Source organism: Shewanella algicola, assembly GCF_014648035.1.
Lineage (GTDB): Bacteria > Pseudomonadota > Gammaproteobacteria > Enterobacterales > Shewanellaceae > Shewanella > Shewanella algicola.
The window spans coordinates 43649-59653 of record NZ_BMQI01000018.1 but is presented as its reverse complement, the minus strand read 5'-3'; the positions used below and the strand labels follow the sequence as shown (position 1 = coordinate 59653).

The window sequence follows — 16005 nt, the reverse complement described above, 5'->3', positions numbered from 1 at the left end:
CGTCCTTTATTTACAATTTACAAATCGTTTAGATGGCTATCTAGTCTAAATTTGCAGGCATGTTACCACTTTCAATACTAGATTGACAAAAATGTGACCGCAATCAACATGAAACAACTTACATTAACATCAAGCAATTAAGCTTTTAGACTGCCAGCGACCACTGCGCCAACGCCATAGCATCGCTAACCCTCTGACCCACTCATCTAATGCTAGTGCCGCCCAAATGCCTATCAAGCCAAATTCATAGTGAATCCCTAATACGTACGCGCCCGGCACGGCAATACACCACATAGAAAACAAGCCCATCAAAAATGGAAACTTAGCATCACCACTCGCACGCAGTGCATTAATCACAATAAGATTAAATGTGCGGCCAGGCTCCATCAGCAAAGTTAAAATAAATAACTGGCCGACTAACAGGGCAATCTCGGTTTCATCTGTAAACAATGCAACTAAGTTTGGTCCCCAAATTGCGACAAATAAAGCCACGACAGTGGTCACAATTAGGCCTAGCTTTAGCGCGCGGTACATTTGATGTTCTGCCGCTTTAAGCTTTTTAGCGCCCACCATGTGGCCGATAATAATCTCGTTTCCAATACCGATAGATAAGCCAAACAATAAGATAAACATGCAAATTTGAAAATATAATGACTGCGCAGCCAGCGCTTTATCGCCCATTAACCCCACAAATGACGTGACCACCATAAATTGCAGCATCCATGACACATTTTCACCTGCCGCGGGTAAGCCAATATGAAACACTTTTTTAAGCATCTTCGTTTCTGGACGCAATATGCTTGGAATATGTAATTTAATGCCGGTGTAGCGCACAAACAGCACTGCCATAATAGTCATGCCTACGAGACGCCCTGCAACCGTACTAATCGCCACCCCAGCGACGCCCATTTGCGGTATGCCAAACCAGCCATAAAGCAGCAATAAATTACCCATAAAGGTAATAATATTCATCGACAAAGTGACCCACATGGCTTGTTGAGTAAAGCCATGGGCACGCATGCCAGCCGCCAAGCACATTGCCATGGCTTCAGGTATAAGACACAAGCCGACAATGTGCAGGTACAGTTCTCCATCTACCATTAATTCTGCGGGCAGATTCATTAAATTCAACATCATTGTGGAGCCGGTTAAAATACCAACGGCAGCGACCAATCCCACTAAAAAGTTAAACCCAATAGATGAGTACACCACCGCACTGGCCGCGACCTTATTTTGTGAACCTAAATATTGGGTAATGACCACACTTGCACCAACACTGACGAAACTAAATAACGTAATAGACAGCTCAAACACCATATTACCGACAGATAACGCCGCTACGCCTTGGTAAGACACATGGCTGATCATAAAGGTGTTAATGGCCGCCGTTAAAAAGTGCAAAGCAAAGTCAACGAACAAGCGCCAAGCTAATGAAAATAAAGATAAAGGCTTATCTGATTTGGAATGCATGAGCGGTTCTACTGTGAGTATAAAATGAAATCTTGATGGGGTTATAGCAATTAACTATGACATTTTAAGGGCGCAGATCATGCGTGATAACGTTTAAAAAAACAACATTTTTCCGTAATTTATTTACAAAAAAATGGCCCACTGGATTCAGTGGGCCATTTCATAACAATATCGGCTAACTTGGTTTACATGATTTTTGGATCAAGTTCACCAGATTGATACGCTTTATACATAGCTTGTAAAGACTTAGGCTTAATTTTAGACGCCATACCCGCACAACCAAATGCGTCATAACGAGTAGTACAAATGTCTGCCATTGCTTCCATCGATGCTTTTAAGAATTTACGTGGATCAAATTCAGCAGGATGTTCAGCTAAAAACTTACGGATAGCACCTGTTGAGGCTAAACGTAAATCGGTATCGATGTTCACTTTACGCACACCGTGCTTAATGCCTTCAACAATTTCTTCTAATGGTACACCGTAAGTTTCTGGGATCTCACCACCGTATTGGTTAATGATTTGCAGCCACTCTTGCGGTACCGATGAAGAACCGTGCATAACCAAATGAGTATTTGGAATACGTGCATGAATTTCTTTAATGCGGTCAATACGTAGCACATCACCAGTAGGCTTACGGCTAAATTTGTAAGCACCATGGCTAGTACCAATTGCAATAGCTAATGCATCTACATGAGTGTCAGCAACAAAACGTGCCGCTTCTTCTGGTGTTGTAAGCATTTGATCCATGCTTAAAATACCTGCAGCACCCACGCCATCTTCTTCGCCTGCCTGGCCAGTTTCTAAACTGCCTAAGCAACCGATTTCACCTTCAACAGACACACCACACGCATGCGCAAATGCAACCGTACGACGAGTAACGTCTACGTTGTATTCATAAGATGCAGGTGTTTTACCATCAGCCATTAACGAGCCGTCCATCATTACAGATGACATGCCTAACTGAATTGAACGCTGACAAATATCAGGATCGGTACCGTGGTCCTGGTGAATACACACTGGAACATCAGGATACTGCTCAAGCGCAGCAGCCATAAGGTACTTTAAAAACTGTGGGCGAGCATATTTACGCGCACCAGCAGATGCTTGCACAATCACAGGACTGTCTGTTGCTTCAGCCGCTTGCATAATGGCACGCATTTGCTCAAGGTTGTTTACGTTAAATGCAGGGACGCCATAATCATGCTCAGCAGCATGATCAAGTAGTTGTCGTAGAGAGATAAGAGCCATTTTGTTCTCCATTAATAGGGTGATTGCTCACCTAGGTCGCTATCGTTTGGACGGATTTTTAACGCTGCTACAACCTCATTCCTTTAGACAGTAACAGCGCATTTTTTATAATAATTATATTTTTACTTACAATAACTTAAGACGTGAACTTATGCGCCACGTTTTTCAAGCATTGCCACTGCAGGTAATTCTTTGCCTTCTAAAAACTCAAGGAAAGCACCACCACCAGTGGAGATATAAGACACTTTGTCAGCAATATTATATTTATCGACTGCCGCTAGCGTATCGCCACCGCCTGCAATAGAAAATGCTTTTGACTCTGCAATCGCTTCTGCGATGCGTTTAGTGCCTTCACCAAATTGATCAAACTCGAATACGCCCACAGGGCCATTCCAGACTATCGTACCGGCTTGTTCAATTATTTTTGCCAGCGCTTCTGCACTGTCAGGGCCGATATCAAAAATCATATCGCCGTCGGTTACATCCGCAACTGATTTAAGCGTTGCCGCGGCTGTTGGGCTAAACTCACTGGCGACAACCACATCGGTTGGCACAGGAATATCACCACCACGGCTTTGCGCGTTAGCCACAAGGCGCTTAGCTTCTTCAACTAAATCGGCTTCATATAGTGACTTGCCCACTTTATAACCGGCAGCTGCGATAAAGGTATTAGCAATACCACCGCCCACTACAAGCTGGTCAACTTTGGTTGATAGGCTTTCAAGTACCGTTAACTTAGTTGATACTTTTGAACCACCCACAATGGCCACCATCGGACGAGCTGGATTATGAAGCGCTTTGCCTAATGCATCGAGCTCTTGTGCTAATAGCGGGCCAGCACACGCCACCGGGGCATAGACACCAACACCATGGGTAGATGCTTGAGCACGATGCGCGGTACCAAATGCATCCATAACGTAAACATCACACAATGCGGCCATTTTCTTGGCCAATGTGTCATCGTTTTTGCCTTCACCTACATTAAAACGGACGTTTTCAAAAACCATCACTTCGCCGACGTTTACATCAACTCCATCGAGGTAATCGCTAACTAGACGCACTGGGCAATCTAGGGCTTTTACTAGATAATCGACAACGGGTTGCATTGAGTATTCAGCATTAAATTCACCCTCTGTTGGGCGACCTAAATGCGACATCACCATCACGGCGGCGCCTTTTTGCAATGCGAGTTGAATGGTTGGTATTGATGCACGTAAACGCGCATCACTGGTCACCACACCGTCACTGACAGGTACATTTAAATCTTCACGAATAAGCACGCGCTTATTTTGTAGATCTAAATCTGTCATATTAATAATTGCCATAATTAGCCTTTCCTTTTTAAGTTAAAAACAAAATTGGACGTAACCGGTTTAACACCCATTACTGATTAATCGGTTGGTATTTACTGCACTTGTTTAGCTTGGATCATTGCTAAACTCGTATCGAGCATGCGATTAGCAAAACCCCATTCGTTGTCGCACCATAATAATAATTTGACCAGGTGGCCGGCGCTGACACGGGTTTGAGTGCCATCGACAATACTTGAGCGAGGATCGTGGTTAAAGTCACACGACACTAACGGCTCGTCAGTATAGCCTAAAATACCATTAAAACTGCCGTTTGACGCAAGTTCTAACACTTTGTTGATTTGTTCAATATCGACTTTTTTATCGAGGGTGACCGATAAGTCGATCGCGGTCACATTAATGGTGGGAACCCTTACCGAGATCGCTTCAAATTTATCTTTCATGTGAGGCAAAATACGTTCGATACCACGGGCTAACTTGGTGTCGACAGGAATAATAGATTGCCCAGCAGCGCGAGTTCGGCGCAAGTCATCATGGTAGGCATCAATCACCTGTTGATCATTCATGGCCGAATGAATAGTAGTAATAGCGCCACTTTTGACTTCAAAATGCCTGTCTAACACATCGATAACCGGCACAATACAGTTTGTTGTGCATGATGCATTAGAGATAATAGTGTGTTCAGGGCGCAATAAATCATGATTAACACCATAAACAATAGTGCCATCAACATCGGCAGATGACGGATGACTAATCAACACTTGTTTAGCGCCCGCTTGAATGTGCGCCCCGCAAGCTTGACGGTCGATTAAGCTACCTGTGGCTTCATATACAATATCAATATCAAGCTCGCGCCAGGGCAGTAAACTCGCATCAGCTTGATTAAATAATTGAATATTGTCATCGCCAATCAACAGCTTGTCGCCATCGAGGCGGACTGTGTGCTTAAAACGCCCGTGGGTGGTGTCGTATTGCGTAAGGTGACAAATGGCTTCAGGTTTTGCGAGTTCATTAATCGCGACTATCTGAATTTGCTGGCGTTTACCCGACTCGTACAATGCACGAAGAATTGAGCGGCCAATTCGACCATATCCATTAATTGCAACTCGAATCATTTAGGGTCCAAAGTAATTAACCTAAGCACATGTTATTGAGTCAGCGATATAAAAAGCTTAAACATGAGTGGCTTAGTATATTATTTTTGTGAAATTGTAGGCATAAAAAAACGACCTACAATTGCATTGCAGGTCGTTATTATACAGATTAAACACTTAATAGATAAGTGTTTAATGGCAAGCGATTATCCTAAAGACTGGACAGTTTTTACGACATTATCAACAGTGAAGCCGAAATGCTTAAGTAAGTCACCGCCTGGAGCAGATTCACCAAAGGTGGTCATGCCCACTACGCCGCCTTCAAAACCAACATACTTGTACCAAAAATCAGTATGAGCAGCTTCAATGGCTACACGCTTAGTCACAGCTTTTGGTAGTACTGACTCTTTATATGCTGCATCTTGCTTATCAAATTCAGTGGTTGATGGCATAGAAACCACACGCACTTTTTGACCTAGCTTAGTTAACTCAGCAGCAGAATCCATGGCTAATTGCACTTCACTGCCGGTAGCAATCAAAATAACTTCTGCAGTGCCTTCGCAATCAGACAATATATAGCCACCTTTAGCCACGTTAGCTAATTGCTCAGCAGTACGTGCTTGAGCTTTAAGACCTTGACGGCTAAAGATTAATGATGTTGGTGCATTACGACGCTCAATAGCGGCTTTCCAAGATACTGCGGTTTCAGCCGCATCACATGGACGCCATACCGCCATATTTGGCGTTAAGCGTAAGTTTGCAAGTTGTTCAACCGGTTGGTGAGTTGGGCCATCTTCACCTTGACCGATAGAGTCATGGGTATAAACAAAAATATTTTGAATGCCCATTAATGCAGACATACGGACAGCATTACGCGCGTATTCCATAAACATCATAAACGTTGCGCCGTAGTTGATAAAACCACCGTGTAATGATGCGCCGTTCATAATGCCGCTCATACCGAACTCACGTACACCGTAATAGATGTAGTTACCGGCTGGGTCGTCTTGAATGCCTTTTGAACCTGACCAAAGCGTTAGGTTTGAACCCGCTAAGTCGGCGCTACCGCCTAATAGCTCTGGCAACATTGCACCAAAGAAACCAATGGCATTTTGCGATGCTTTACGGCTGGCAATGCCTTCCGCTTTATCTTGACACTCTTGGATATAAGCTTGTGCTTTGGCTTCAAAATCAGCAGGTAAATCGCCGTTAAGTACACGACGGTCGTATTCAGCAGCTAATTCAGGGAATGCAGCTTGGTATGCAGCAAACTTGTCATTCCATAATGCTTCGTTAGCCACACCTTTTTGCTTGGCATCCCAACCTGAATATACATCAGCTGGAATATCAAACGGCGCATGTGGCCAATTTAAGAATTCACGTGCTGCCGCAATCTCTGCATCACCTAATGGTGCGCCGTGACAGTCGTGGCTGCCAGATTTGTTTGGCGAGCCAAAACCAATAATAGTTTTGCAGCAAATCATAGATGGCTTATCAGTTACCGACTTAGCTTCTTCAATTGCTGCACGGATTGCATCAGGGTTATGACCGTCAACACCAGCAATCACATGCCAGCCGTATGATTCAAAACGCTTAGGTGTGTCGTCTGTAAACCAACCTTCAACATGGCCATCGATAGAAATACCGTTGTCATCCCAAAATGCCACTAACTTACCTAGGCCTAAGGTTCCTGCTAATGAACTGGCTTCGTGAGAAATACCTTCCATTAAGCAGCCATCACCTAAGAAACAATAAGTGTAGTGGTCAACAATATCAAAGCCAGGGCGGTTGAACTGGGCTGCTAAAGTTTTTTCAGCAATTGCCATACCCACAGCGTTACTGATACCAGCGCCTAAAGGACCGGTAGTCGTTTCAACACCAGGCGTATAACCAAACTCTGGGTGACCCGGCGTTTTAGAGTGTAACTGACGGAATTGCTTTAGCTCTTCAATAGGTAATTCATAACCCGATAAATGCAGTAAAGAGTAAATAAGCATTGAACCGTGACCGTTTGATAAAATGAAACGATCGCGATCAGCCCAGTTTGGGTTAGTCGGGTTATGCTTTAGAAAATCGTTCCATAGCACTTCTGCGATATCAGCCATCCCCATTGGTGCACCTGGGTGACCAGAGTTAGCTTTTTGAACCGCGTCCATACTTAGGGCGCGAATGGCATTAGCGAGTACTTTACGAGAAGACATGCTCTCTCCTGCTTGTTTGTGAGATCTAACGGCAATTGTGGATAGGCATTTTCCCCTACTAGGCGGTGGGACGCAAATTAAAATTTTTCGGGTTGTTTTTATGAGTCCTAACGACGATGCTTGTTGCATTTGGCTGTGCATGTCTATACAGATTTAACTTAAGTTTGCAATAAAGCCGCTTTCGACATCTTGTGCAATTAGCAGTAATGATTTGTTGACACTGACACGATTAATTGAGGACATTTGATAAATTAGGTCGTTTATTTTCACTACTAAAATCACATTATGAGCAAAAAAATTGCCTAATACTGACCATTCCACAGACATCAAAAATGATAAATAGTATCATTAAGTCACTATAATTCAATAAATTAACCTATATTTATTCAAACCATAAATCCCAAAAGTAAAATAGATTGCTGATGTAATGCACAATTCTTAGGTTAAATTCGTATTAGGGGGGTGTTATCAATTTCGATTTCGATTAAAATAGACGTCTAGACGTATATTCAAATGCAACCAACGAGATTTTCCAATTATGGCAAAGCACTTGTTTACCTCTGAGTCGGTCTCAGAAGGTCATCCAGATAAAATCGCCGATCAGATTTCTGATGCGGTATTAGACGCAATCCTTGAGCAAGATCCAAAAGCTCGTGTTGCGTGCGAAACATATGTCAAAACAGGCATGGTATTAGTGGGCGGCGAAGTCACCACTTCTGCTTGGGTCGATATTGAAGAAATTACCCGTAAAACTGTACGTGAAATTGGTTACACCCATTCAGATATGGGTTTTGATGCTGATTCATGTGCCGTATTAAACGCCATTGGTAAGCAGTCTCCGGACATTAACCAAGGCGTTGATCGCAGTGATCCTGCAGAACAAGGCGCTGGCGATCAGGGCTTAATGTTTGGTTATGCCAGCAATGAAACTGACGTATTAATGCCAGCACCGATTACTTATGCGCACAAATTAGTGAAGCGTCAGTCAGAAGTGCGTAAAGACGGCACATTACCTTGGTTACGCCCAGATGCAAAAAGCCAAGTTACTTTTGCATACGATGAAGGCAAAATTATCGGTATTGATGCCATTGTGTTATCGACTCAACACCGTGAAGACGTCACTCAAGCTGATTTGATTGAAGCCGTAATGGAAACCATCATCAAGCCAGTATTACCTGCGCAGTGGTTAAATAAAGACACTAAATACTTTATTAATCCAACTGGACGTTTTGTTATTGGCGGACCCGTTGGCGACTGCGGACTAACTGGACGTAAAATTATCGTTGATACATACGGTGGTATGGCACGTCATGGTGGTGGCGCTTTCTCTGGTAAAGACCCATCAAAAGTTGACCGTAGTGCAGCTTATGCAGCACGTTATGTCGCTAAAAATATTGTCGCTGCCGGTCTTGCTGATCGTTGCGAGTTACAAGTGTCTTACGCTATTGGTGTTGCTGAGCCAACCTCTATCAGTATCGAAACTTTCGGTACCGGTAAAGTGCCTCAAGAAGTGTTAATCAAATTAGTTCGTCAACATTTTGAATTACGCCCATATGGCTTAACAGCAATGTTAGATTTAGCACGTCCTATCTATCAACAAACGGCTGCTTATGGTCACTTTGGCCGCGATATCTTCCCTTGGGAAGCGACAGACAAAGCTGAAATATTACGTGCAGATGCCGGTTTATAATTAATCTTGCATGGCTATAAAAAAACCGCCTTATGGCGGTTTTTTGTTACTATAAATAAAGTCAAAACTAATGATTAAAACAGACTGGATAAATACTGACCTACTGAGTGGAAGTCATGATTGTGCTGATAGCCTAGCTCAAATAAAACAATGGTCAGCGCTAAAGCTTTTTTACCGCCAGTATATGCCCTATGCCAGGGTATCCGCGAAAGAGTCTGTTGCAGTAATTTGCCAACATCACACCCCTGCTCTGGCTGATGATAAACCTCCTTCAATGGCGCAAGCTATCACGACACAAACCTTAACGGGTTCAAACAAAGCATTCAGCTCACCAGCCAAAATTATTGCGGCTGTCAGAATAAAACCCGTGGGGCCGTTTCAACTAATTAACGGCGTATTAGTTGAACCCGACTCCCGCGGCAAAGGTGTCGCGAGCGATTTGCTCAACTTTATAAACCCGCATTTAATCGATAAAAAATGCTTTTTATTTACTGAGGCAATACTGCAACCTTTGTATCAAAAACAACAATTTAATTTAGTGACACCACAACAAACCAATCAAATTCCCGCAGATATTCTCCAGCTGTATCTGCGTTACCATAGCGATAAGCGCCCCCTCGTCATAATGCAATTATGCCGCACTCTCTAAATATACTTAGCAGTGATCAAAGTGGGCACTTTCAATACACATAAAACCCACTTGCTGCATAGACATCACAGGCACCGTAATCAAGGTCACCGATGCCACATCAATCTGCTCAAGTTCAATTTTCGTCATTAATACAATCGGATCGGCATAAGAGTTACAAAGCCCGCAATATAACCAGCGATCACCCCATTGCACAAAATAGCCACGATTAACCTGCTCATTGGCAGCAGATACTAATAGATTGGCCTCTACACATTGATACGCCTCACCGGCCTCAGTTAGCACGGCGGCAATTAACTTCATATTATCAAAAGCCGCCAACCGCAATGCTGAATAGGGGCTAAACAGTGTTTCAAAATTCGTCGTCATTAGTTTGCCTCAGTCGATTGATGATTGTCAGTGGCCAGCAACTGATAGTCACGTTGCTCAAATGTAAAATATTCAAGCACATGCATAGCGGCTTTGTTTTTATGCGCTGCAAGCGAACGTTTATTATCACCAGAAATAAACGTCACCATAAACGGATAAGTGGCTTTTACCTGATGCTTAAGCTCATTCGCTAAAGCTTCAAATATTCCCTGGCCTCGATAAGATGGGTCAATCCAAACAGGCCCGTATTGGCAAGTGTTTGTGGTTGATAATGCACAGCCGTCTACATCAGCAAATTTAATACGTTGAATAATGTAACGATACAGTGGTTGAGATGAAAAAAACGCCCACTTAGCCGCTACAACATAAGCAATAATTTTGCCTTGTACCTCAGCAACCACCAGCCAGTGGTGATTGATTAACGTTTTAACCTCATTAAGAGTAAAAGAGTGCGCGTGCAATGCGGCAACAGGCCTGATTAGTTCGTCGTTAATATGCTCGCGTTCTAATTGCACAATGGCTGCGGCGTCAGTTAGTACGCCTTTACGGATAGTGAATAACAATGATTATTCCTTTGGGTTGTCTGACGTCGGTTGATTTCGTGCCCACTCAAACACTAGCGCCACAGGTAATGGTGACATCATTAATGTGCCAACGCCTATCAGTGATGCAACGACTAACATGCCACTCACTTGTTGGACTACATCTGTCTGCCAATACAAGAAAATGCCAACTAATAACATAACGATGCCAATAAAATGCAGTGCTTTTAGCAGTTTGATCATATACGTACTCATTACAGGTTAAATTGTGTTAATTAAACCAACAAAAGATGACCATTATCAGCCTAAATGTATTCTCGCAATAGCAGAATAACCGCTACTTTTTATTATAGGAGCATTCGTCGCATGATAAAGCCTACTCTTTGTGCCATAGGATTACTTTTTGGCCTTAGCGCTTGTCAAACTCAACCGCAAATGGCCACACCACAACAATGACTTGGCACATGGAATGTTGAGGTTGTAGTCAATACACCTGCCATTGACTACAGTCCCGCTAATATTGCCTTTTCTCGAGATGGCCAATTAAGCGGCCATAATAGCTGTAATCAATTTTTTGGGCATTATATTCAACAAGGCCATCAATTACAGATTGCCACGCAAGGTGCCACCATGAAAGCTTGTATTGATGCTCTTGTGGCGCAAGAAGCAAAATTAATGCAGGCGATATCATTGGTAAAACACGTCAATATTTCAAATGGTAAGCTTAACTTAATGGCTGCCAATGGTGACACTTTACTGGTATTAACGAAACACTCTGGCTAACAATACACATCATCTAAATCATGAGGCATACCTGCCAATCAGCTTTGCCTTACGCTCAAGGCTCGGCGTAAAGTGTCAGCATAAAGTTCCACTTTACAAATGAATTTTTATTCAGCAAATCTGATTCGTTCTTGACTTAATCAAGCAATCTATTCAAAATGAGCTAGTTTTTTTGAATAACAATTATAAAATTTTTTATATAACAACTATAAGATGAATTTTCACTATGCCAGCGACAAAAAATCAGGATGAGCTCGTAAAAACCTTTAAAGCGATTCTAAAAGAAGAGCGCTTTGGAAGCCAAAGCGAGATTGTTAATGCGCTACAAACCGAAGGATTCGGTAATATTAATCAATCTAAAGTGTCGCGCATGCTTAGTAAATTTGGCGCGGTTCGTACCCGCAATGCCAAACAAGAGATGGTATATTGCCTTCCAGCTGAACTCGGGGTGCCCACTGCTGGTAGCCCATTGAAAAACCTCGTGCTAGACGTAGATCATAACCAAGCTATGATTGTGGTACGCACCAGCCCAGGAGCAGCACAATTGATTGCCCGTTTACTCGACTCAATAGGTAAACCAGAAGGTATTTTAGGTACGATTGCAGGTGACGATACTATCTTTATCTGCCCAGCCAGCATCAAAACAATTGATGACACGCTTGAGACCGTTAAATCACTGTTTAATTACACCGAATAAAAATATGATTTAAGCGACTAAATATTCAACGTTGTATTTTGCAACGTGATCGTTATCCAAAATACAAAAAGCAATGCTATCGCATTGCTTTTTTTATTCTTTTATCAAGCGCTAAGCATCATCAAATTGAGTTAAAAAATCAAGTGATGGTACAAAGAATGAAGAGCCTGTAAGTGCTTTTGTGAATAGCATTAAATGGTCGTGATTACCGTGAGCATCACCATGCACCATACTGCGTAACATTTTCTCAAAATGCTCAGGTGTACGACACACAGAAATAAACACTAATCCCTGCTCTTTTACCGAACCATAAGGCATGCTTTGGCGTAAAATTTCAAGCGACTTACCTTGATCATCTTTTAAATTAACCCGCTTAGTATGACTGGTTAGAGGCTTATCTTCCGATTCATATTCAATATCGTCAACCTTGGTACGCCCGTAAATATCTTCTTGCTTTTTAAGGGGTAAACGATGCCACTTACTTAAATTATGCTTGTACTTTTGTACGTGGACATAACTACCTGAAGTAAATTCTGCGTCTTCATTACCCACTAATGCCACTTCTTGGCGATGACGACCTTTAGGGTTTTCGGTGCCATCAACAAAACCGGTTAAATCGCGGCTGTCCATAAAACGGAAACCACGCTCTTCATCAACAAGTTCGACTAAATCTTCAAACATTTGGTTAATTTCGTTAGCCACTAGGTGCAAAATATCATAACGATCACAACGAATGTGGACAAAAAGGTCGTATTCCATTGCAGGTGCATCGCGGTTGCCTTCATTCATTGAGGGAAACGGTTTTAGTAATGCAGGGCGAGCTTGTGGATAAAAGGTGTCCCAAAAATTTGCGCCAATTCCTACAAAGCCATTAAAAGCACTGTCGGCATATTGGTCCGTGAGTTCATAAATGTATTGCGCCACATTGGCAATTGAAGGACGTAATTGTTCTTCTACGCCGTCGATGGCGTTAAACATTAAATACACACTGTGTAAATTACCTTCAGCGCAAATCCCTAATTGTTCACGAGGCATAACTTGGTTACCCATATTTACTCATCCACCTTAATACTTTATGTCGGCCTAAATGCTTATAACTTAACAATTTGATCATATTTGATTTGATATCATTAAGCCAAAACACTTTAGCTTAAATACAAACAAATTACTTGATGTACTCTCACATTTAAATCAATAACTGTTTTGGCTGGATAATTTTCATCAGTAAAAACTAATAAGCTTTAGCATTATTCACTAAACACCACTAACTGATGCTCTGGAATAACTAATTGCACTCGCTGTCCAATGCTAAAATTCATCATTGGGCTGTTAATTTCTAAAAACACCCCATTTTGCACAACATGATAATGGCAAACTGAGCCCAAAAAACGCCTTTCGATAATTTCAGCGCTTCCTTTGTCATTGGCTTGTAGCAAGATTTGCTGCGGTCTTAATAATAGCTTCCCTTTAGAACCGATAGTATGAGGTAGAGTTGTCGTGCTGAAGACAGTCCCTAGAGGTGAATCAACTTGTTTTTCAGCGGTTACCGTCACATCGAGATAATTTGTGGTTCCTAAAAAGTCGGCAACGTATTGACTGTTTGGATTTGAATACAAGGTTTCTGCAGCGCCATGTTGCACTATCCGGCCTTGTTCAAATAACGCTAATTGATCTGCAAATACAAAAGCTTCGTCTTTACTGTGAGTAACAAACACGGCACTGACATTACGTTGTTTTAAAATTGCGCGGATTTCTAGCATCATCTCATGGCGTACCTGTGCATCGATATTAGAAAAAGGCTCATCAAGTAGCATGAGCTCTGGTTCATATGCCAGAGCTCGCGCAATGGAGACTCGTTGCTGCTGCCCCCCAGAAAGCTCATGAGGATAACGATCACCAAGCCCGGTTAATTTAACCAGTTCAAGCATGTCTTCTAATCTTGTTTGGCGCTCAAGCTTATTTAAGCCTTTTACCCCAAATAAAATATTGTCAGCAACCGATAAATGAGGGAATAAGGCATAATCTTGAAAAATCATCCCCACGCCTCGTTGCTCACTGGCAACGAAAATCCCATTACCACTGAGCACCTGACCATTAATGCTAATGCTGCCTTCACTGATGGCCTGTAACCCCGCTATCGCTTTTAACAATGTGGTTTTGCCACAGCCACTGGGGCCCAATAACGCAACGATTTCGCCTTGTTGTAGGGTTAAATCTAACTGCTTTAATATCACCCGCCCCTGGTAATCACTAGTGACATTATGAATAGATAAAGTAGACATATTAGCGTGATTGCTCCAACGAACGGTTCAAATAAATCAATGGTACTAGCCCAACCAACACAATTACAATTGCGGCTAAAGCCCCATGCTCTAACTTCTCATCTGAGACAAATTGAAAGACATACGTGGCTAGGTTTTCAAACCCAATAGGGCGAAGTAACAATGCTGCAGGTAATTCTTTCATGCTTTCTATAAACACTAATAATGCACCCGCAAACATGCCTTTACGTAATAACGGAAGGTGAACACTGCACAATAATTGCCGAGGTGATTGGCCTAACGTGATGCTCGCCATATCAAGCGAGGGGGAAATACGCTTATAACTGCTCTCTAGACTGCCAATCGCAATCGCAACAAAACGCACGCAAAATGCAAAAATTAACGCAAATACGCTACCCGTAAATAACAGTCCAGGGCCTTTGGCGCCAAACCATGCCATTAAGTCATTAATGGCAAAGTCAGCATAGGTCAACGGAACCAATACACCAATCGCTAATACCGTGCCGGGTAAGGCATAGCCAGTACTGCTCAAGCGTGAGGCAAGCTTATCGCTTGGGCGCGGGCTCACGCGCCTAACAAACATTAACACCACCGCAAAAGCCACACAGATAAAGCTCACAATAGCCGCTATATACAAACTATTAATGCTGTACTGCCAAAAACGGTCATCCCAACTTTCGCTAAAGTAGTCAACAGCGTATGCGCACAACACAACAAAAGGCAGTAAAAATGATACTACCAATAGGCCCATACAATAGCTCCATGCTGCCCATGCTTTGGCTGGCGCTAAATGGTATCTATCGGCTTCATTTAATCTTGACTGCTTTTGAAATAATTGCTGTTTGCGCCGAGCAAAACGCTCAACGCCCACCATGCTAAATACCACCAGTAACATAATTGCCGACAGTTTAGCTGCTGCGGTTAAACTGCCATAACCTAGCCATGTATCGTAAACAGCAGTGGTTAATGTTGGCACCGCAAAATAACTTACTGTGGCAAAGTCGGCGGCGGTTTCCATTGCCACTAGTGCAACCCCCACCGCTAGAGCAGGACGCGCCATGGGTAACGCTAACCGCCAAAAGCTACGCCAAGGCCCACATCCCATCACTCTAGACGCGTGTAAAAAGTGAGACGATTGTTCCATAAATGCAGTGCGAGCCAACAAGTAAATATAAGGAAACAATACCAACGACAACATAACCGCGGCACCACCAATACTGCGAATAGCGGGGAAGTAATAATCATGAGGTGTTTGCCATTCAAACCATGCCCGCATTGCGCGCTGCACAGGGCCTGCATAGTCGAGCATATCGGTATAAACATAAGCGACAATATAAGCAGGCATGGCCAGAGGTAATAACAATAGCCATTGAAAATAACGTCGTCCAGGAAACTCACAACGAGCCACAAACCAAGCGGCAGGTATAGCGATGACGAGTGAGCCAAATCCAACAAGTAACATTAGCAGTAAGCTATTGGAAATATAGGTAGGCAATACCGTGTCAAACAGATGGGTGAATACCGCTTCGTCTGGTTGAGTAGCCTGGACAATAAGCGCAAGTAGCGGTAACAATAATACTGCAGTAATCAAATAACCAATAAGCGACCAGCTTCTGGTTAACCCTAAGATCATAAAGTCTACCGAATTAATTCAGCGCGTTATTATTT

General features: G+C 42.8%; 14 protein-coding genes and 1 pseudogene. 4 read left to right on the top strand and 11 right to left on the bottom strand.

The features are described from left to right. Nucleotides 1-129: 129 nt before the first annotated feature. The 5 genes from IEY42_RS09685 to tkt form a co-directional block, all read right to left on the bottom strand. A complete protein-coding gene (locus IEY42_RS09685) occupies nt 130-1470 on the bottom strand; it encodes an MATE family efflux transporter (protein WP_188925050.1) in 1341 nt (446 codons plus the stop codon). Nucleotides 1471-1655: 185 nt separating this feature from the next. Beyond that, a complete protein-coding gene (fba, locus tag IEY42_RS09680) occupies nt 1656-2720 on the bottom strand; it encodes a class II fructose-bisphosphate aldolase (RefSeq protein ID WP_188925049.1) in 1065 nt (354 codons plus the stop codon). A 149-nt stretch (nt 2721-2869) separates the two neighbouring features. Next, the gene (locus tag IEY42_RS09675) at nt 2870-4045 is read right to left on the bottom strand and encodes a phosphoglycerate kinase (protein ID WP_188925048.1); all 1176 of its coding nucleotides are present in this window, start codon (nt 4043-4045) and stop codon (nt 2870-2872) included. A gap of 80 nt (nt 4046-4125) precedes the next feature. Then, on the bottom strand, nt 4126-5145 hold the full coding sequence (epd, locus tag IEY42_RS09670) for an erythrose-4-phosphate dehydrogenase (protein ID WP_188925047.1): 1020 nt from the start codon (nt 5143-5145) through the stop codon (nt 4126-4128). 185 nt (nt 5146-5330) lie between these two features. Beyond that, a complete protein-coding gene (gene tkt, locus IEY42_RS09665; protein ID WP_188925046.1) occupies nt 5331-7325 on the bottom strand; it encodes a transketolase in 1995 nt (664 codons plus the stop codon). 538 nt (nt 7326-7863) lie between these two features. Here tkt and metK point away from each other — a divergent pair. Continuing rightward, nucleotides 7864-9015 (top strand): methionine adenosyltransferase, encoded by a 1152-nt coding sequence (metK, locus tag IEY42_RS09660; protein WP_188925045.1) that lies wholly within the window; start codon nt 7864-7866, stop codon nt 9013-9015. Between the two features lie 70 nt (nt 9016-9085). After that, nucleotides 9086-9664 carry a GNAT family N-acetyltransferase gene (locus IEY42_RS09655; RefSeq protein ID WP_188925044.1) on the top strand — a complete coding sequence of 193 codons (579 nt, stop codon included), beginning with the start codon at nt 9086-9088 and terminating at the stop codon, nt 9662-9664. 6 nt (nt 9665-9670) lie between these two features. Here IEY42_RS09655 and IEY42_RS09650 read toward each other — a convergent pair whose 3' ends face one another. The 3 genes from IEY42_RS09650 to IEY42_RS09640 are packed head-to-tail and all read right to left on the bottom strand — an operon-like array spanning nt 9671 to nt 10818. Then, nucleotides 9671-10033 (bottom strand): hypothetical protein, encoded by a 363-nt coding sequence (locus IEY42_RS09650; protein WP_188925043.1) that lies wholly within the window; start codon nt 10031-10033, stop codon nt 9671-9673. Beyond that, on the bottom strand, nt 10033-10596 hold the full coding sequence (locus tag IEY42_RS09645) for a GNAT family N-acetyltransferase (protein ID WP_188925042.1): 564 nt from the start codon (nt 10594-10596) through the stop codon (nt 10033-10035). The genes IEY42_RS09650 and IEY42_RS09645 overlap by 1 nt, the downstream gene beginning before the upstream one ends. A gap of 3 nt (nt 10597-10599) precedes the next feature. Next, nucleotides 10600-10818, bottom strand: coding sequence for a hypothetical protein (locus IEY42_RS09640; protein WP_188925041.1), 219 nt, complete (start codon nt 10816-10818; stop codon nt 10600-10602). A 228-nt stretch (nt 10819-11046) separates the two neighbouring features. Between IEY42_RS09640 and IEY42_RS22365 the strand changes: the two are divergent. Further along, nucleotides 11047-11358, top strand: a pseudogene (locus IEY42_RS22365) (META domain-containing protein); the annotation flags it as partial. 226 nt (nt 11359-11584) lie between these two features. Further along, nucleotides 11585-12055 carry a transcriptional regulator ArgR gene (argR, locus tag IEY42_RS09630; RefSeq protein WP_188918066.1) on the top strand — a complete coding sequence of 157 codons (471 nt, stop codon included), beginning with the start codon at nt 11585-11587 and terminating at the stop codon, nt 12053-12055. A gap of 111 nt (nt 12056-12166) precedes the next feature. Here argR and IEY42_RS09625 read toward each other — a convergent pair whose 3' ends face one another. From IEY42_RS09625 to IEY42_RS09615, 3 genes are all read right to left on the bottom strand, one after another. Beyond that, nucleotides 12167-13105: a Dyp-type peroxidase gene (locus IEY42_RS09625; protein ID WP_188925040.1), complete on the bottom strand. Its 939-nt coding sequence runs from the start codon at nt 13103-13105 to the stop codon at nt 12167-12169. Nucleotides 13106-13302: 197 nt separating this feature from the next. Beyond that, nucleotides 13303-14337, bottom strand: a complete 1035-nt coding sequence (locus tag IEY42_RS09620; protein ID WP_188925039.1) for an ABC transporter ATP-binding protein — start codon at nt 14335-14337, stop codon at nt 13303-13305. Between the two features lies 1 nt (nt 14338). Next, a complete protein-coding gene (locus IEY42_RS09615) occupies nt 14339-15970 on the bottom strand; it encodes an ABC transporter permease (protein WP_188925038.1) in 1632 nt (543 codons plus the stop codon). Between the last annotated feature and the right edge of the window lie 35 nt (nt 15971-16005).

Excerpts from the sequence above, each read along its gene's own strand:
- tkt (WP_188925046.1), bottom strand. The coding sequence starts at position 7,325 with ATGTCTTCTCGTAAAGTACTCGCTAATGCCATTCGCGCCCTAAGTATG.
- epd (WP_188925047.1), bottom strand. The coding sequence starts at position 5,145 with ATGATTCGAGTTGCAATTAATGGATATGGTCGAATTGGCCGCTCAATT.
- IEY42_RS09685 (WP_188925050.1), bottom strand. The coding sequence starts at position 1,470 with ATGCATTCCAAATCAGATAAGCCTTTATCTTTATTTTCATTAGCTTGG.
- IEY42_RS09620 (WP_188925039.1), bottom strand. The coding sequence starts at position 14,337 with ATGTCTACTTTATCTATTCATAATGTCACTAGTGATTACCAGGGGCGG.
- IEY42_RS09655 (WP_188925044.1), top strand. The coding sequence starts at position 9,086 with ATGATTAAAACAGACTGGATAAATACTGACCTACTGAGTGGAAGTCAT.
- IEY42_RS09615 (WP_188925038.1), bottom strand. The coding sequence starts at position 15,970 with ATGATCTTAGGGTTAACCAGAAGCTGGTCGCTTATTGGTTATTTGATT.
- argR (WP_188918066.1), top strand. The coding sequence starts at position 11,585 with ATGCCAGCGACAAAAAATCAGGATGAGCTCGTAAAAACCTTTAAAGCG.
- IEY42_RS09625 (WP_188925040.1), bottom strand. The coding sequence starts at position 13,105 with ATGGGTAACCAAGTTATGCCTCGTGAACAATTAGGGATTTGCGCTGAA.
- IEY42_RS09675 (WP_188925048.1), bottom strand. The coding sequence starts at position 4,045 with ATGGCAATTATTAATATGACAGATTTAGATCTACAAAATAAGCGCGTG.
- metK (WP_188925045.1), top strand. The coding sequence starts at position 7,864 with ATGGCAAAGCACTTGTTTACCTCTGAGTCGGTCTCAGAAGGTCATCCA.
- IEY42_RS09640 (WP_188925041.1), bottom strand. The coding sequence starts at position 10,818 with ATGATCAAACTGCTAAAAGCACTGCATTTTATTGGCATCGTTATGTTA.
- fba (WP_188925049.1), bottom strand. The coding sequence starts at position 2,720 with ATGGCTCTTATCTCTCTACGACAACTACTTGATCATGCTGCTGAGCAT.
- IEY42_RS09650 (WP_188925043.1), bottom strand. The coding sequence starts at position 10,033 with ATGACGACGAATTTTGAAACACTGTTTAGCCCCTATTCAGCATTGCGG.